Annotated in this window: 11 protein-coding genes; 5 read left to right on the plus strand and 6 right to left on the minus strand. The window is 62.4% G+C overall.

The genetic code is table 11. The annotated features are described in order from the left end of the window. Positions 1–13: 13 nt before the first annotated feature. On the minus strand, positions 14–811 hold the full coding sequence (locus ACMYR2_RS09695; protein WP_347263339.1) for a YdcF family protein: 798 nt from the start codon (positions 809–811) through the stop codon (positions 14–16). A 54-nt stretch (positions 812–865) separates the two neighbouring features. Then, positions 866–1,186 carry a helix-turn-helix domain-containing protein gene (locus tag ACMYR2_RS09700; protein ID WP_416192843.1) on the minus strand — a complete coding sequence of 107 codons (321 nt, stop codon included), beginning with the start codon at positions 1,184–1,186 and terminating at the stop codon, positions 866–868. Between the two features lie 160 nt (positions 1,187–1,346). On the opposite strand from ACMYR2_RS09700, the gene ACMYR2_RS09705 reads away from it, so the two are divergent. Then, entirely contained in the window at positions 1,347–2,630 is a 1,284-nt protein-coding gene (locus ACMYR2_RS09705; protein WP_416192844.1) for a polysaccharide deacetylase family protein, read from the plus strand. A gap of 285 nt (positions 2,631–2,915) precedes the next feature. Here the strand turns inward: ACMYR2_RS09705 and ACMYR2_RS09710 are convergent, their stop codons facing one another. After that, a complete protein-coding gene (locus ACMYR2_RS09710) occupies positions 2,916–3,149 on the minus strand; it encodes a hypothetical protein (RefSeq protein WP_416192845.1) in 234 nt (77 codons plus the stop codon). 239 nt (positions 3,150–3,388) lie between these two features. On the opposite strand from ACMYR2_RS09710, the gene topA reads away from it, so the two are divergent. The 3 genes from topA to ACMYR2_RS09725 are packed head-to-tail and all read left to right on the plus strand — an operon-like array spanning position 3,389 to position 8,933. After that, positions 3,389–6,124, plus strand: a complete 2,736-nt coding sequence (gene topA / locus ACMYR2_RS09715) for a type I DNA topoisomerase (RefSeq protein WP_347263342.1) — start codon at positions 3,389–3,391, stop codon at positions 6,122–6,124. A 29-nt stretch (positions 6,125–6,153) separates the two neighbouring features. Further along, on the plus strand, positions 6,154–8,502 hold the full coding sequence (rnr, locus tag ACMYR2_RS09720; RefSeq protein ID WP_416192846.1) for a ribonuclease R: 2,349 nt from the start codon (positions 6,154–6,156) through the stop codon (positions 8,500–8,502). Continuing rightward, positions 8,499–8,933 (plus strand): DUF983 domain-containing protein, encoded by a 435-nt coding sequence (locus tag ACMYR2_RS09725; protein WP_347263344.1) that lies wholly within the window; start codon positions 8,499–8,501, stop codon positions 8,931–8,933. Before rnr ends, ACMYR2_RS09725 begins: the two co-directional genes overlap by 4 nt. A gap of 147 nt (positions 8,934–9,080) precedes the next feature. Here the strand turns inward: ACMYR2_RS09725 and prfB are convergent. From prfB to ACMYR2_RS09740, 3 genes are all read right to left on the minus strand, one after another. After that, a protein-coding gene (prfB, locus tag ACMYR2_RS09730) for a peptide chain release factor 2 (protein ID WP_347263345.1) occupies positions 9,081–10,212 on the minus strand; the annotation gives its coding sequence in 2 pieces (ribosomal slippage) (positions 9,081–10,142 and positions 10,144–10,212; 1,131 coding nt in all). 180 nt (positions 10,213–10,392) lie between these two features. After that, positions 10,393–12,885, minus strand: coding sequence for a penicillin-binding protein 1A (locus ACMYR2_RS09735; RefSeq protein ID WP_347263360.1), 2,493 nt, complete (start codon positions 12,883–12,885; stop codon positions 10,393–10,395). 359 nt (positions 12,886–13,244) lie between these two features. Then, positions 13,245–14,513, minus strand: coding sequence for an N-acetylmuramoyl-L-alanine amidase (locus ACMYR2_RS09740; protein WP_416194084.1), 1,269 nt, complete (start codon positions 14,511–14,513; stop codon positions 13,245–13,247). A 704-nt stretch (positions 14,514–15,217) separates the two neighbouring features. On the opposite strand from ACMYR2_RS09740, the gene ACMYR2_RS09745 reads away from it, so the two are divergent. Further along, on the plus strand, positions 15,218–18,346 hold the full coding sequence (locus tag ACMYR2_RS09745) for an Rne/Rng family ribonuclease (RefSeq protein ID WP_347263347.1): 3,129 nt from the start codon (positions 15,218–15,220) through the stop codon (positions 18,344–18,346). Positions 18,347–18,401: the final 55 nt, after the last annotated feature.

An 18,401-nucleotide genomic window follows, 5' to 3' on the forward strand; every position in this document is an offset into this window, starting at 1 on the left:
CGCCTCTCACTACTCACCGCGATCCCGGAAAGAACGCGTCGATGCGGCCGGTCATCCTGTAAACCAGCAGCCCGACCCATTCGTGGGCTGCCGTATCGGCGCGGGCAAGGCCCGCCGACAACTTGTCAAAGGGCATCCACGTGTCGATCCAGCCCGCTGTGCGCCAGTCGACCGGATAAGGTTCGACATCGAATCCCGCCTTGCGGAACACGCCGACCGATCGCGGCATGTGATAGGCTGACGTCACCAGCAACCAGCGCTCACCGGGTTCCGGCGCCACCAGTTCGCGGGTAAAACGCGCATTCTCATCGGTCGTGCGAGAACGGGTTTCGAGGACGATACGCTCGCGCGGGATTCCAAATTGCTCGAACAGCCGTCCTATGACCGGTGCTTCGGCGCGCAAGCCGGTAATCAGGTTTCCGGCGCCTCCACTGTAAACGATACGAGCCTTGGGAAATCGCCGCGCCAGTTCAAGCGCCGCGATCACCCTTTCCGCCGACGCATTGGTTTCAATGATACCGCGGGCAATCGATGTGTCGGCATCAACCGCGCCACCCAGAACAATGATGCCGTCCGGATCACGTCCATCGTGCTGCCATGCCGGAAAGCGCTCCGATAGCGTCAACAGCAACACGTTGCTGAGCGGCGAATAGCCGAAGATCAGGAGCGCGGCGATCCCCGCCGTCAGCAGGCCGACGCCGGCGCGCCGCCATCTCGACAGCATCAGGCAGAGTCCGAAACCGCATAGGAGCGCGATCGCGTTCGACGGCAGGGCGATAAATCCGACGACCTTGGAGAGCAGGAAGAACATGCAATCAGCAGCCCGGTCAATGCGGAGGAAATCGCGACGTCATCCGGCCGTGGTCTATTCGCGAGCATCGAGGGCGGCGAACACGGTTTCAGGCGCATGCGCAACAACTGCAAGAAGTGCCCGCGCGGGTCCGCGCGGAATCCGCTTGCCCTGCTCCCAGTTGCGGATGGTTTCAACGGGAACGCCCAGCCGCTGAGCGAACTCAACCTGGGTCAACCGCGCCCGCCGGCGCAGGCTTTTGACCTCAGGCGCTGAAGTCGGTCCAACATCATCCGAAGCGGAGACCGCGACGTGCATGGAGGGGGAAAGCGGAAACTCTTCCCCATCGCGGATTTCCACGATCCGCCCGTCTGCTTTCAAACGCAATCGCCGCATACTCACCTCCGATTCGACAGATCGTCGGTGATGGACGTTAAGCCCGGGTGAATGCGCGCACGGCCGCGGCACAGGCCCCTCGTTCACGACCAGTTAAGGCGGCGTTCATCGCCGGTCTTTTAGTTTCGGATGCAACGGGTGGGCGTGAAGGTATTATCGAATGGCACGGATATCAAAAACAGCCCGGCGGCGGATCCAGCGGCTTCTTGGGCTCGGCCTGCTCGCCGCGACCCTCGAATCCACGGCGCTTCCCGCTTTGGCCGGCGATTGTCCGGGCAACCCCGATGCCCTCGGAACGTCCCGGACATTGGTCGTGGACCCTCGGGAACACCCTCGTATCGGCACCATGCAGTATCAGGAGACATTGCCGCTTCGCGATCATGAGGTGGTGCTGACCTTCGACGACGGCCCGTTGCCACCCCACAGCCTCCGGGTTCTCGATATCCTGGCGCGTGAATGCGTGAAGGCGACTTTCTTCACGGTCGGGCGGATGGCGCGCGACTACCCGCAGCATCTGCGCCGCGTGTTCGCGGCCGGACATTCCATCGGCACCCATTCGCAGAATCACCCGCTTGGCATGAATCGGATGCCGATCGAGCGAGCCCGGCAGGAAATCGACGACGGGATTGCTTCGGCGACCGCCGCGCTGGGCGACGAGGCGGCTCTCGCGCCGTTCATGCGCATTCCCGGTTTGAGGCGCGCACAAGGGATCGAGGATTATCTGGCCTCAAGAAACATCCAGCTCTGGAGCGCCGATTTCCCAGCTGACGACTGGCGGCCCATTTCAGCCGAGCGAGTCTATCAGCTCGCGATCAGCCGGATCGAAGCCAAGGGCAAAGGTATTTTGCTGTTGCATGATATCCAGGCGCGGACAGTGGCTGCGCTGCCCAGGATCCTCCGCACGCTGAAGGAGCGCGGCTACCGCATTGTTCACGTTGTGCCAGCAACGGCGAATCGACCGAAGACGGCCACGGAGCCGCAGGATTGGCGGATGCATCCGATGCCGGCAACCGTCGCGGCCGTCTCACCGTCGCCCGCGGCGCAGGCTCCCAGCCCCGCCGAAGCCGGAACCCTCCCTGCTCCGGTAATTCCGGACTCGCAACCCAACCAGGGGCAGCTCGTTCTTCCGTCGGAGGTGTTCGACCGATCGCAGCGCTTCGTTCGCGGCCTCGTGCCGAGGCTGCATGACTGGGCCTTCTGGCGGCGGCCATCGCCGCTCGCCCCCAGTGAAAGGCTCTTCGTCCCGGGACAGAACTTTTTCACGTTTGGGGAAAAACCCGCTGGGCCGCTCCTGGCGGCGGTTCCTCTCCAGCAGCCGGCACGGCCAGCGGTCGGAACCGGTCATACCATCGAGGATAATGAGCAACCGATCCCGCTCGACGCAAGCACCGTGAAGCACACCATTCCTGGAAGCGCGCCGACGTTGCGATCCACTTTTCGCTGAAGCATCTAGAGCATCGGACCCGAAAGTTGGATCCGGTTTCGGGATAAATCCGATGCTCAATCAATTAACTGGAGCGGCGGTGCTGATTCCATTTGACCGGCCGCCGCTCTAAACGGCAGGCAAACTAAAAGCCCCCGTGAGGAATACTCGCTCGGGCTCGCGCTGACGCCTCAAGCTGACGCCTCAAATAGATCAGAGACGGGTCCATGATTTTGGTTTGACGCGTTTTCCTCGCGCTAACCGGGTATCGGCTTCGCTCGAAAACGAGGCCCGGATCGCCTGCCTTCAGCTTCCCTTTCGCGCGGCTCGCAGCCGGACGATGTCTTCCGCCTCCAACTGCGCCATATCGAGCAGGTAGCCGAGGGTATCCAGTCCATGACGCCGCGCAATCAGTGCCAGATCTGCGACCGCCCCCGCCAGGTAGCGCGCGGCCTCGTCCGGGCCGCCGTCACCGGGGGGGTCGCCCAGGCGCGATTCGTCATCGTGCGACTCCTCGTTACGGTTTGGTCGTTCCCTCATCCCCCGAGAACTCCTCGCATCATGCCAAGACGAAGCTTGTAGCTTCGTCACCCCTTCATAAGAGTAGCAACTAAAAGTAATATTACATGAATTGTACAATTTCTAGGTGTAATCGAGAGGAGAGGTTTTCACAGGAGTCTATTTGACTTAAGACCCCGCTGCACCCATGTTCGCCCCGAAACAACCCGTTCGCATTTCGCGAATCGGTTTGAAGTTTATCCATAAAATATTGGAATAACATGAATATCGTCATTGTTGAGTCGCCTGCAAAGGCCAAGACGATCAACAAGTATCTGGGAACTTCCTATGAGGTGCTAGCGTCTTTCGGCCACGTTCGCGACCTTCCGGCGAAAAATGGGTCCGTCGATCCCGACGCCAATTTCCAGATGATCTGGGAGGTCGATCCGAAGGCCGCCGGCCGGCTCAATGACATCGCCAAATCGCTCAAGGGAGCCGACAAGCTTATTCTCGCCACCGACCCTGATCGTGAAGGCGAAGCGATCTCCTGGCATGTGCTCGAGGTCCTCAAGCAGAAGCGCGCGCTGAAGGACCAGAAGATCGAGCGCGTGGTTTTCAACGCCATCACCAAGCAAGCCGTTACCGAAGCCATGAAGAGCCCGCGTCAGATCGACGGCGCGCTGGTGGATGCCTACATGGCGCGCCGCGCGCTCGACTATCTGGTCGGATTCACCCTTTCCCCGGTGCTGTGGCGCAAGCTGCCCGGCGCACGGTCGGCTGGCCGTGTCCAGTCGGTGGCCCTGCGCCTGGTCTGCGACCGGGAACTCGAGATCGAGAAATTCGTCCCGCGCGAATACTGGTCACTGGTCACGACGCTCGCCACCCCTCGTGGCGAAACTTTCGACGCGCGGCTGGTCGGGGCCGACGGCAAGAAGATCCAGCGGCTGGACATTGGAAACGGCGCCGAGGCTGAAGATTTCAGGAAGGCCATCGAGGCGGCGAACTTCACGGTATCGACGGTCGAGGCCAAACCGGCGCGACGCAACCCCCAGGCGCCCTTCACCACGTCGACGCTGCAGCAGGAGGCCAGCCGCAAGCTCGGCTTCGCACCTGCGCACACGATGCGGATCGCGCAACGCCTTTATGAGGGCATAGACGTCGGCGGCGAAACCACGGGCCTCATCACCTACATGCGAACGGACGGCGTGCAGATCGACGGTTCGGCGATCACGCAGGCACGCAAGGTCATCGGCGAGGATTATGGCCACGCCTATGTGCCGGAAGCGCCTCGCCAGTACCAGACCAAGGCCAAGAACGCTCAGGAGGCCCACGAGGCGATCCGGCCGACCGACCTGTCACGCCGGCCCTCGGACATGAAGCGCCGCCTCGATGCCGATCAGGCCAGGCTTTATGAGCTGATCTGGATCCGGACCATCGCCAGCCAGATGGAATCAGCGGAGCTGGAGCGCACCACCGTCGATATCGCGGCGCGGGCCGGTGCGCGTACGCTGGAGTTGCGCGCCAGCGGTCAGGTCGTCAAGTTCGACGGATTCCTGGCGCTTTATCAGGAAGGCCGCGACGATGAGGAAGACGAGGACAGCCGCCGCCTTCCCGCCATGAGCGAAGGCGAAGCGTTGAGGCGCGAGAACCTCAGCGTCACCCAGCATTTCACGGAGCCGCCGCCGCGCTTTTCGGAAGCCTCGCTGGTCAAGCGCATGGAGGAACTCGGCATCGGCCGGCCCTCGACCTACGCCTCGATCTTGCAGGTGCTCAAGGACCGCGGCTACGTCAAACTCGAAAAGAAGCGGCTCTATGGCGAAGACAAGGGCCGCGTCGTCATTGCATTCCTGGAGAACTTCTTCGCACGCTATGTCGAATACGACTTCACCGCCAATCTCGAAGAGCAGCTCGATCGCATTTCGAACAACGAAGTATCGTGGCAGCAGGTTCTGAAGGATTTCTGGGACGACTTCATCGGCGTCGTCAATGAAATCAAGGATGTTCGCGTTTCCGAGGTGCTCGACGTGCTCGACAACATGCTCGGGCCGCACATCTATGCGCCGCGCGAGGATGGCGGCGATCCGCGCCAGTGTCCCACCTGCGGAACCGGAAAACTGAATCTCAAGGCCGGGAAATTTGGCGCCTTCGTCGGCTGCTCCAACTATCCGGAATGCCGCTATACCCGTCCCCTCGCCGCCGACGGCGATGCCGGCGGGGACCGCGTTCTCGGCAAGGACCCGGCGAGCGGCCTCGATGTCGCAGTGAAATCCGGCCGCTTCGGACCTTACATCCAGCTCGGCGAGGCCAGCGACTACGAAGAGGGCGAGAAGCCGAAGCGCGCGGGCATTCCAAAAAACACCTCGCCCGCCGACATGGAGTTGGACCTTGCGGTGAAGCTGCTTTCGCTTCCGCGCGAGATCGGCAAGCACCCCGAGACCGGCGCGCCGATCACGGCGGGGATCGGCCGCTTCGGTCCGTTCGTCCGGCATGAAAAAACCTATGCGAGTCTCGAAGCCGGCGACGAGGTATTCGACATCGGCCTCAACCGCGCGGTGACGCTGATCGCGGAGAAGGTCGCCAAGGGGCCGAGCCGGCGCTTCGGCGCCGATCCGGGCAAGCCTCTCGGTGACCACCCCACGCTCGGCCCGGTCGCCGTGAAAAGCGGCCGTTACGGGGCGTATGTCACCGCGGGCGGCGTCAACGCCACAATTCCGAGCGACAAGACGCAGGATACCATTACGCTGCCGGAGGCCATCGCGCTGATCGACGAGCGCGCCGCCAAGGGCGGCGGCAAGCCGAAGCGCGCTGCGAAGAAAGCCAAGCCGGCGCAAACCGAGAAGGCCGGCAAGGACGGCGCGACAACAAAAAAACCGGCCAAAAAAGCAGCTTCGAAACAGGCTTCCACGAAGCCGAAGACTGAGGCTGCTAGCAAGGCGCGAGGCTCGATCGCCGCGGCCAAAGCGCCGCCCAATACAGTTAAAGTACCCGCAAAAAAGAGCGCGGGCAAGAACGGCTGACGTGAGCAAGCCGCCGAGAGCAGGTTGACGTGAGCAAGCCGCGCGCCAGGAATTTTCCGGATCGCGAGACCATCGTCGCTTTCATCCGCGCGCATCCCGGCCGGGCCGGCACACGTGAGATCGCCCATGAGTTCGGCCTGAAGAATGCCGATCGCGCCGAGCTTAAGCTGATCCTTCGCGCGCTCGCGGATGACGGCACAATCGTCAAACGGGGCCGCAAGCTGCGGCAGCCGGAAATGCTGCCGCCCACGCTGGTGGCCGATATCACGGGACGCGATAGTGACGGCGAACTGATCGCCACGCCGACCGAGTGGGACGATGAAGCGACGCCCGCGCCGAGGATCCTGATTCATGTGCCGCGCCGGGCGAAGCCCGGCACCGTGGCCGGCGTCGGCGATCGCGCGCTGCTGCGCATCGAGACAATCGAGTCCGATGAACCCGCAAGCTATCGCGCTCGCGTCATCAGGGTCATCGATCGCACCCGCGCGCGTATCCTCGGCATCTATCGCGCCTTGCCCCAGGGTGGCGGACGCCTCGTGCCGGTCGACAAAAAGCAGGCCGGGCGTGAGTTGAACATCGCGAAGGCCGACAGCGCGGGCGCGGAGGACGGCGATCTCGTGAGCGTCGAACTCGCGCGGATCCGCGGTTTCGGACTTGCTTCCGGCAAGGTGAAGGAACGCCTCGGCTCGCTCGCGACCGAAAAGGCCGTCAGCCTGATCGCGATCCACGCCCATGACATTCCGCAAGAGTTTACGCCGGCCGCCTTGCGCGAGGCCGCCGCTGCAAAGCCCGCCGCCTTGCAAGGCCGCGAAGACTGGCGCGCGGTGCCGCTCGTCACCATCGATCCGCCCGATGCGAAGGATCACGACGACGCGGTTCACGCCGCGCCGGACGATGATCCCAACAACCCGGGCGGCGCTATCGTCACCGTCGCTATCGCTGATGTCGCCTATTACGTGCGACCTGAATCGGCGCTGAATCGTGAAGCTCTGGAGCGCGGCAATTCGGTCTATTTCCCCGATCGCGTGGTCCCGATGCTGCCCGAGCGCATTTCAAACGATCTCTGCTCGCTCGTTCCGGGCGAAGCGCGCGGGGCGCTCGCCGTGCGCATGGTGATCGACGCCGACGGACGCAAGCGTTCGCACACCTTTCATCGCATCCTGATGCGCTCGGCGGCAAAGCTCGCTTACGCGCAGGTGCAGGCCGCGATCGACGGCAACCCGGATGACTCTACCGCCCCCCTGCTCGAACCGATTCTGAAACCGCTTTACGCTGCCTATGCACTTGTGAAGCGCGCGCGCGACGAGCGCGATCCGCTCGATCTTGAACTGCCCGAACGCAAGATTCTGCTGAAGAAGGACGGAACGGTCGATCGCGTGATCGTGCCGGATCGCCTCGATGCGCATCGGCTGATCGAGGAATTCATGATCCTCGCAAACGTCGCCGCAGCCGAGATGCTGGAGAAGAAAGGGCTGCCGCTGATCTATCGCGTGCATGACGAGCCGACGGTCGAGAAAGTCCACAACCTGCGCGAATTCCTGAAGACTCTCGATATGTCCTTCGCCAGAAGCGGCGCGTTGAGACCGGAGCTGTTCAATCGCGTGCTGGATCAGGTCAAGGGCCATGACTCGGAATCGCTGGTGAACGAGGTGGTTCTTCGTTCGCAGGCGCAGGCTGAGTATTCGGCGGAGAACTATGGCCACTTCGGCCTCAACCTGCGGCGCTACGCGCATTTCACATCGCCCATCAGGCGATACGCCGATCTGGTCGTGCACCGCGCCCTGCTCCGCGCGCTCGGTCTTGGCGACGGGGCGCTGCCGCATTCCGACGCTGCCGAGACGCTCGCCGAAATAGCCGCGCGGATTTCAGTCACCGAGCGGCGCGCCATGAAAGCCGAGCGCGAGACCGCCGATCGCCTGATCGCGCATTTTCTCGCCGACCGCATCGGCAATATCTTCGAGGCGCGTATTTCCGGTGTGACCCGTGCCGGACTTTTCGTGAAACTGGCCGACACCGGAGCCGACGGGCTGATCCCGATCCGCTCGCTGGGGACCGAATACTTCAAGTACGACGAGACCCGGCATGCCCTCGTGGGTTCCCGCAGCGGTTCCATGCACAAGCTGGGTGACGTGGTGGAGGTTCGTCTGGTAGAAGCTGTACCCTTGGCCGGCGCTCTGCGGTTCGAGCTTTTATCCGGACCCGAAGTGAGGTCGCGCCTCCCCCGCGCGCGGGGTGGAGGGAAAACAAGGACGCCGCGAGGTCGGAACGCGGGTCATCCCGATGTTCATTCGAAAGCCCATCCGGGCCGTAAACCGCGCGGGACATCGCGCAAGCCGGGCAAGAGCAAGGCCGGCAAACCGAAGAAGGGCAAATCATGACCGCGCTTCCTCCCGATACCGCAGCCGGCAAAACCTGGACCCCGGAAGGCGAAAAGCGTGACGCTTGGGCCGCGATGAGGCACGGTTTTTTCTGCCGCTGCCCAAGGTGCGGCGAAGGCAAGCTTTTTCGTACCTTTCTGAAAACCGCCGACACATGTTCGGAATGCGGACTCGATTTTACCCCGCATCGCGCCGACGACCTGCCGGCCTATCTCGTCATCGTCTCCGTCGGTCACATCGTGGTGCCGCTGGCGCTGCTGATCGAGAAAGGTTTTTCTCCGCCGCTGATCCTGCAGTGGGCGATCTACCTTCCGCTGACGCTGATCATGGCGCTCTGGCTGATTCAGCCGATCAAGGGTGCGGTCGTCGGCCTCCAGTGGGCTCTCCGCATGCACGGCTTTGACGAGAATTTTGTCGACGACCAAGTCTGAGATCAATCAAGTCTAAGACCAACCAGGTCTGAGACCTAGAGCATTATCGCTTCTGATTGAATCAGAAGCGAAGCTCTATGATATTGATTTGACGCGTTTTCTTCACGCGAACCGGATTCCACTTCGCTCGAAAACGCTATAGCCTGATCACTCGACATCCTCGACGGCGCCCGGCGTGGTGCCAAAAGCTCTCTGCGCCAGCGTTGCCGCCATGAAGTCGTCGAGGTCGCCGTCGAGGACGCCCGATGTATCCGACGTCTGCACTCCCGTTCGGAGGTCCTTCACCATCTGGTAGGGCTGCAAAACGTAGGATCTGATCTGATGGCCCCAGCCGATATCGGTCTTGGCGGCCTGATCGGCGGCGGCCTGCTCTTCCCGCCTCTTGAGTTCGATCTCGTAAAGCCTCGCCCGCAGCATGTCCCAAGCCTGCGCACGATTCTTGTGCTGCGAGCGCCCGGCCTGACAAACCACCGCGACCCCGGTCGGAACGTGTGTCAGCCGCACCGCCGACTCGGTCTTGTTGACATGCTGTCCGCCTGCGCCGCCGGAGCGCATGGTATCGGTCCGAACGTCCGATTCCTTGATATCGATCTTGATGCTGTCGTCGACAACCGGGAAGATCGCCACGCTCGAAAACGACGTATGGCGCCTCGCATTGGAATCGAACGGCGAGATTCTCACGAGGCGATGCACGCCTGCCTCGGTCTTGAGCCAGCCATAGGCGTTGTGGCCACTGACCTGAACCGTCGCGGATTTGATGCCGGCCTCTTCGCCGGGCGTCTCTTCCAGATACTCGACCCTGAAACCGCGCTTTTCCGCCCAGCGCGTATACATGCGCAGAAGCATCGAGGCCCAGTCCTGGCTTTCGGTGCCGCCCGCGCCGGCATGCACCTCCAGATAGGTGTCGAAGCGATCCGCCTCTCCCGAGAGCAAGGCTTCGAGTTCGCGGCGGGCGACCTCCTTCTTGAGGGCCTTCAGCGCGTTTTCAGATTCGTTGATGATAGCCTGATCGTTCTCCGCCTCGGCGAGTTCGATCATTTCGATCTGATCCTTGAGCTCTCCCTCAACCTTGCCGATGCCGGCCAGCGAATCCTCAAGTGAGGTCCGCTCCTGCATCAGTTTCTGGGCTTTCTGGGGATCGTTCCAGAGATCTGGATCTTCGGCGAGTTGATTCAGCTCCGCCAGGCGCGCGGTTGATGTGTCGACGTCAAAGATGCCTCCTCAGCAGCCCGACCGACTGCTTGATCTCTTCGACGAGTCTTTCGATTTCAGCGCGCATAGCTTTTCGAGTCCACGGCTTACGGCTCATTCAACAACAGCGTGTGATTTAGCCGCCAAGCCCGCAAAGCGCAATCGTGCCGGACATGAAACCCGAAGGACCGCGCGTTTATCGCAAGAGAATGCGACCAGACGATAATTTCGAGAGCATGGTCCGATTCAAAGTGATCGGATCATGTTTTTAGTAAAGCCCTCCGGTGCCGGGCCGGAACAGGCTGCGGTCGGCGTCGGGCAGCGGCTGCGGCTCGCGTCCGTCAGCATCGGCCACACCGATCACGGAATAGTTGTCGGGCGGCGCCGTGCCAGGCTTGAAGGCTTCAAGGATCGTCTTGCCGCCGCTGCCGGGGCCTGCGCGCATGCCTGACTTGGAATCAACGCGAACCAGCTTGATGCCGGGAGGAATCCGGAACGGAGTGGCCGGCTTGTCGGCGAGCGCGACCTTCATGAAATCTCGCGCGATCGGAGCCGCCAGATGTCCGCCCGTCGCCCTGCGGCCGAGATTGCGCGGCTTGTCATACCCGACATAGATGCCGACGACGAGGTCGGGCGAGAATCCGATGAACCAGGCATCCTTCTGGTCGTTGGTCGTGCCGGTCTTGCCGGCGATCGGCTTGCCGACCTCGCGCATCACCGTGGCGGTGCCGGCCTGCACCACACCTTCCATCATGGAGGTGATCTGGTAAGCCGTCATCGAATCCAGCACCTGCTCGCGATGGTCGATCAACTGAGGTTCGGGTTGATTCTTCCAGCCCTCCGGCGCCTCGCAGCCGCGGCACTCCCGCGCGTCGTGCTTGTAGATGGTGTGACCGTAACGATCCTGAATGCGGTCGATCAGGGTCGGCTTCACGCGCCTGCCGCCGTTGTCGAACATCGAATACGCGGTCACCATGCGCAGCACCGTGGTCTCGCCGGCTCCGAGTGCGTAGGACAGATAGTTCGGCAGTTCGTCATAAACGCCGAAGCGCTTGGCATATTCGCCGATCAGCGGCATGCCGACATCCTGCGCCAGGCGGACCGTAACGGTGTTGAGCGAAAGCCGCAGCGCATTTCGAAGCGTTTGCGGACCGTAGTACTTTTCTTTGGAGTAGTTTTCCGGCCGCCAAACGCCCGAGCCGCGCCCCTGATCGATCTCGATCGGCGCATCGACCACGACCGTGGAAGGCGTATACCCGTTGTCGAGCGCCGAGGAGTAGACGAGCGGCTTGAACGAGGAGCCAGGCTGGCGGTACGCCTGAGTTGCGCGATTGAACTGGCTTTGATCGAAGGAGAAGCCGCCGACCATCGCCAGCACACGGCCGGTACGCGGATCCATCGCCACCATCGCGCCGGACACTTCGGGCAACTGGCGCAACCGGTATTCCCCCTCGACGGTCTGGCCGTCCTTTGCGATCAGGGGGTCGGCATAGATCACGTCACCGGGCGAAAGCACTTGAGACACCTTTGTCGGCGTGCGGCCACGCGCTGACCCGGATGTGGCCTTGGCCCATTTCACCCCGTCAAGCGTAATCAAACCTGTTCGCCGCTCCCGGCTTACGGCGCCGCCAAGCTCGCGTCCGGGCTGGAAGCCGATCCGCGCCGATTTGTCGTCGGACTCGAGCACGACCGCCATTCTCCACGGCGAAATATCGGACAACGATTTGACCTCGGCGAGTTTCACCCCCCAGTCGCCGGAGATGTCGAGCTTGCTCACCGGGCCGCGCCAGCCTTGAGCTTCGTCATAGGTGACGAGGCCATTGGCCATGGTCTTGCGCGCCATCACCTGCAATTCCGGGTCGAGCGTCGTCCGGACGGACAGGCCGCCCCCGTAGAGCTTTTCTTCGCCGTAGCGTTCGAACAAATCGCGCCGAACCTCCTCGGCGAAATATTCGCCGGCGAAAGTATGCGCCCCGCTGGACCGGCCGGTGACGATCAGCGGCTGCTTGTGAGCTTTTTCCGCGTCGGCCTGGTTGACCCAGCCGTTCTCCAGCAGCCGGTCGACGACATAGTCGCGCCGTTCGATCGCGCGCTCACGGTTCTTGACCGGATGCAGCGTCGAGGGTGCCTTTGGCAGAGCCGCAAGGTATGCGGCCTCGGCGACGCTCAATTCGTTGACCGATTTGTCGAAGTACACGAGCGACGCGGCCGCGATACCGTAAGCGCCAAGACCGAGGTAGATCTCGTTCAGATACAGTTCGAGAATCTTGTCCTTGGAATAGGTGCGCTCGAGGCGCATGGCCAGCAGGGCTTCCTTGATCTTGCGGGTAAAGGAAACTTCGTTGGTCAGAAGAAAGTTCTTGGCGACCTGCTGGGTGATCGTGGAGGCGCCCTGCGGCCTCTTGTTGGTGCCGTAGTTCTGAGCATAAAGCAGCGCCGCACGCGCCATGCCCTGATAATCGATGCCGCCGTGCTCATAGAAATTCTTGTCCTCGGCCGCCAGGAACGCATTGATAACCAGCTTCGGCACGGCCTGTATAGGCAGGTAGAGCCGGCGCTCCTTCGCATACTCGCCGAGCAGCGAACCATCGGACGCATGGACACGCGTCATCACCGGCGGCTCGTAATTCTGAAGCTGGGAATACTCCGGCAGGTCCTGGGAAAAATGCCAGATCAATCCCGCGACCGCCGCGACCCCGACCAGAAACAGAATGGTCCCCGCGGCAAACAGAAAACCCATGAACCGCAGCAGCAAGCGCATCATCGAATGTCCGTTTTGTTATCCGGAACCTGAATCATCGGCAACGACAGGCGGCGACTACAGGCGGCGACTACAGGCATCGTCGCCGGATGGACGCGTTTCGTTCGTCGAGGCATCCGCCCGGATCGGGCATGCCGATTTTGGCGATTCCGCGAGTTTACGAAACTTGTCTATAGGGCGGACGCTGTGTCCAAACTAGGGCTTCTCACCCGCAACGCGCCGCTTTTCATGCTTATAGCGTTTTCGAGCGAAGCATGTCCTCGGGCTTGACCCGGGGATGGAATCCGGTTCGCGTGAAGAAAACGCGTCAAAACATAAAGTAGAGTCCCTTCACCTCTTCCATGAAGCGGTGAAGGGCTTTAGTCCACCGGAGCGGCTGATACCACTCTTTTCGCAAGGAATGCCTCGATGGCCTTCGCGACCGACCGGACCGTCCTGGAACGCCACTCTTCGGATGCCATCTGGCGAAGATCCGCATTATTCGAAACGTAACCCAGTTCGACCAGCACCGACGGCACATCGGGAGCTTTCAGCACTCTGAATCCGGCCGACTTCAGCGGGTGCTTATGCATCCGCGCGGAGGTTTTCATCTCACCCATCAACAGTCGGGCGAAACGATTTGAGAATGTGCGCGTTTCCCGCCGCGCGAGGTCGATCAGGATATCGGCTACCTCCGTCGGCTCCTCGGTCAGATCGACGCCGCCGATGGCGTCCGCCTTGTTCTCGGCTTCGGCCAGCCGTTCCGCCTCGCGGTCCGAGGCCCTGTCCGACAGCGTGTAAATTGTTGCGCCCCGCGCATCACCCTCGTGGCGCGGCAAGGCGTCCGCGTGAATCGACACGAATAGCGAAGCGCCATTGTTACGGGCGACGCGCACGCGCTCCGCCAGCGGAATAAAGGTGTCGTCGGTCCGTGTCATGACAACACGGAACTTGCCGCCCTGCTCGATGCGGTCGCGCAAGGCTGTGCCGAAGGCCAGCACCAGATCCTTTTCGCTTTCTCCCGTTGAAGCCTGGGTTCCATTATCGAGTCCGCCGTGGCCGGGATCGATCACGACCACGAGGCGGCCGTCCTCGGCTCCAGTCGAGCCGGGCGCATCGGCAACGGGCCCTGAAGGACCGGTATCCTTCGCCGGTTCCGGGCTGCTCGATCGCGCCAGCAAGCGGTTGAATGCGGCACGGTCGACGGCCTCAAGCTCGACGACGAGACGGGAGGGCTGACCGTTCGCGGCGTCAAGCACGTAGGCTTTCCCGATTTTCGCAGGTCCCGCGAGATCGAAGACGATCCGCGATCCGCCCGGCATCACCAGGCCATAGCGGAACGCCTTGATCAGGCCGCGTCCCGCCTCCCCGGCCTTCGGCGCAAGACGGAAACTGACCTGGGGAGTGTCGATCACGACCCGGTAAGGATCGCTCAGCAGAAAAGCGCGAAGATCGATCTTCTTGTCGAGATCGAGGACGAAGCGGGTCTGTTTCAGATCACCCGCGACACGCACCGCGGAGGCGACCGGGAAGTCAACCGCGACCTCGGGGCGCACGGGCTCGTTCCCGGCGGCGAACGAAGCCGCGCCGGGAACAAACATCGCTGTGGCGCATAGCCAGACGATTCCCATATTTGCGCGGCACGCCAACGAACCCATGCCTCCGAGCTGCCTTTTAATCGCAATAGAACCGCACGGTTAATCCGGGCTTAATGGGTCACGGCTGTTTAGAGATGTTGCAGGCTGGCGACGCTGTCCCTTGCATGCGACGGGCAATCCACGTATGTAGGTGAGTGCTGACGGCTAAACTCACGGTTGTGTCGCGTTCAGCCTCCCGGGTGCAGCGCAGGGCTTCAAGTTGCTGGAAGCTCGGCGTTTCCTGATCCCTCCATACAGCCAGCGCGACGCGCGGCCGAATTGCAGAGGTGTTCTCAGGTTCGGGAGGCATTCTGTCCCAGGTTATCATTTGAACCGGGGGCGACTTGGAGAGGTCGTATCCGATTGTCCCGGCCCATCGGCCACGAGGTAATACGACAACCGGCAGGCGCCTTGGCGCCGTGTCGGTCCGGCAGCGAGAGAGATATGCGGCGGTGCTTTATTTGCCGCCAACCTGTTTTAGACGGGCTGACGCCTGATGCGCCATACTGAGAAGCCGACCATTTTTTCCGTAAGGACCGCGCCGAGGCGAAGTGAAAACTTCGCGGATCGCGTCTCGCAGGGAGCAAGGTCGGTCCGGCGTACGGGATCGCGGCGCAGCCTTCCCCTCACCCCCGAATCAGGTGGACCGTTGCATGGGCCGGCCGCGCGACACGCGCGTGCCATGTCATGCGCCATCCGCCTCCAAGAGCTTCAAAATGCCCAACAAACCCAACAAAATGTTGATCGACGCCACCCACCCGGAAGAAACCAGGGTGGTGGTGGTCCGCGGCAACCGCGTCGAGGAATTTGATTTCGAATCCGCTCAACGCAAACAACTACGCGGCAACATCTATCTGGCCAAGGTCACCCGCGTCGAACCGTCGCTACAAGCCGCGTTTATCGAGTATGGAGGAAACCGTCACGGCTTCCTGGCGTTCAGCGAAATCCATCCCGACTATTATCAAATTCCGGTCGCCGATCGTCAGGCGCTGATCGAGGCCGACGAGCGGGCGCACCGCGAGGCCGAGGAGGAGTCCGAGGATCGCTCCAGCCGCCGTCGTTCGCGGCACCGCAACGCCCGCCGGCGAGACCATGGCGAACGCGTGCAAAGCGCCATCGTCGAGGACGGGGAGCATCAGGCCGCGGGCGCGGACGCGCCGCAGTCCGATCCGCCGCATGATGAGTCCGCGGCGGACGATCATTTCGGACAACAGTACGGCGTACAGGATCACGATCAGCCGACAGATCCGGATCGCCATCCTTTGGATGGTGACGATCACTCGCACGAGGCTGGATCAAGCTCCCTATACGGCTCCGACCACGAAACCGGCGCGGACCACCTGCCGGAGGCGCAAGACTTCGCTTTCGCGCCTGATCCCGATAATGGGGATCATGAGCAAGACGAAAACCAGGAGGCCACCGGGGACGATCCGGTTGCGACGCCTTCGGATGAGGATTCGCCATCGATAGCGCTAGGTGATGCGACGGGCTCGGAGACCTCCGCTGACGACGCCGCCCGGAACGATCAGGTCGGGCTCGCCATCTCCCCGGATGAAGATCATGCTCTCGACGCACACGGTCATGCGAGCGGCGATCACGACCACGGCCAATCTCATGAGGGAGAAACTCATGAGGGAGAGACTCGTGGGGATGAGGTCCGCGTCGAAGATCGCGCCGATGATGACGGTGACGATGAGGAAGAAGAAGAGGAGCAGGTCGAATCCGTCGGCGGCGACGATGCTCTCGAGGAGGTGCCCGAGCGAGCCTTCCGGCCGCGCCGTCAGTACAAAATTCAGGAAGTCATCAAGCGCCGTCAGGTCATGCTGGTGCAGGTGGTCAAGGAGGAGCGCGGCAACAAGGGTGCGGCGCTGACGACCTACCTGTCGCTGGCCGGCCGCTATGCCGTGCTGATGCCCAATACGGCGCGCGGCGGCGGCATCAGCCGCAAGATCACCTCGGCGCAGGACCGTTCGCGGCTCAAGGAGGTTGTGCAGGACCTCGATGTCCCCGAGGGAATGGGAGTCATCCTGCGCACCGCCGGCGCTGCGCGCACTAAGCCGGAGATCAAGCGCGACTTCGAGTATCTGATCCGCATGTGGGAAACCGTGCGCGATATGACCCTGCGGTCCCAGGCGCCGACACTCGTTTACGAGGAAGGCTCGCTGATCAAGCGCTCCCTCCGCGATCTCTACAGCAAGGAAATCGACGAAATCCTGGTGGCCGGTGAAGCCGGCTATCATGAAGCGCGCGGCTTCATGAAGATGCTGATGCCATCCAACGCCCGGGCCGTGAAGCAGTATCGCGACGGCCAGCCTTTGTTTTCGCGGATGGGCGTCGAGAGCCAGCTGGACGCGATGTTTCTTCCGACGGTGCAGCTTCGCTCCGGTGGATACATCGTCATCAACCAGACCGAAGCGCTGGTATCGATCGACGTCAACTCAGGCCGCTCGACCCGCGAACATCACATCAAGGATACCGCGCTCAAGACCAATCTCGAGGCTGCCGAGGAAGTCGCCAGGCAGTTGCGGCTGCGCGATCTTGCCGGCCTGATCGTCATCGACTTCATCGACATGGACGAGAAGCGAAGCAACCGCGCGGTGGAGCGTAAGCTCAGCGAGTGCCTGCGCCACGATCGCGCGCGCATCCAGGTCGGGCGCATTTCGCACTTCGGTCTTCTGGAAATGTCGCGCCAGCGCATTCGCGCCAGCATGCTGGAAAGCTCGACGGAGTCCTGCCCGCAATGCGGCGGCAGCGGCCATGTCCGCTCGGTACCCTCGGTGGCGCTACAGTTGTTGCGCGGCCTTGAGGAAGTTCTGATGAAAGGCGCGACGCACAACCTTGTTGTACGGACGCGGATTAGCGTCGCGTTGTATGTGCTCAATCAGAAGCGCGGGCATCTGCGCGCCCTCGAGCACAGCTTCAAGGTTGGCCTCTCCGTGGTCGCCGACCCCGCGCTCGCAGGTCAGCAATCCTTCGTGATTGATCGCGGCGAGCAGGTGCATACCCTGGAAGCCGCAAAAGCGCTGCTGGCCACGCAACTCGCCGCATACCCGCCGCAAGCTGAAGAAGTTCAGGACGACGATCCGCCGCCCGATATGGAAACCGAGACCGAGGCCGACGACGCCGAAGCTCGCGCCGATGAGCAGGTGAGCGGTGAGACCGAGGGTGACGGCCGCAAGCGGAGGCGACGCCGGCGGCGTGAACGCTCCAGCGAAACAAACGACAGCCAGATCCCGCAAACGGTCGAGGTTCCGGACAGCGTTCAGATTGCCGCCGAATTCGCCGCCGCACGCTTCATGATCGACGACGTCGAAAATGAGGGAGAGGAGTCTCCGGCGCAGGACAGCGCGGCCCCGGCCGATCCGTCCGAAGACGGGGACGAGCGCCGCCCGAGGCGGCGCGGACGGCGCGGCGGACGCCGGAGACGCGGCAGCAATGGTGCAAGTCCTGTCGATCCGGATTCCGACGAGCTCAATGCCACCCCGGCATCGGAAGCCGTCGACGCCGTCGCGGACCTTGATTCCGTGTCGCTGGCGCCGGAAGCGCAGAGCGATTTGTCCGAATCTGAAACTCAGCCGCAGCAGCACGGCGAAGAGCCGGCGAGTTCCCCGGCCGAGACCGGAAACGGGACGGTTCCGGAGCCCGAGAAAACTGTTTGCCGTCGCTCGACGGTACGTGAAAAGGTGAGCTTCACCTCGCAGGAGGAAACGCCACCTTCCGTTCCCGTCGTTCAACGCGAGCCGGAAGAGCCGACGCCGGAGACGCAACAGCCTCCTCCGCAAGCATCGGACGAAACCCGGCCGCGCCGCGCCGGCTGGTGGTCGCGCCGGTTCGGCGGCACCTGAACGAGCCTCATTCAAGAGCGTTCGCTTCTGATTGAAATCAGACGCGGAAAGGCTC

This window comes from Nitrobacter sp. TKz-YC01, from assembly GCF_047824785.1.
Lineage (GTDB): Bacteria > Pseudomonadota > Alphaproteobacteria > Rhizobiales > Xanthobacteraceae > Nitrobacter.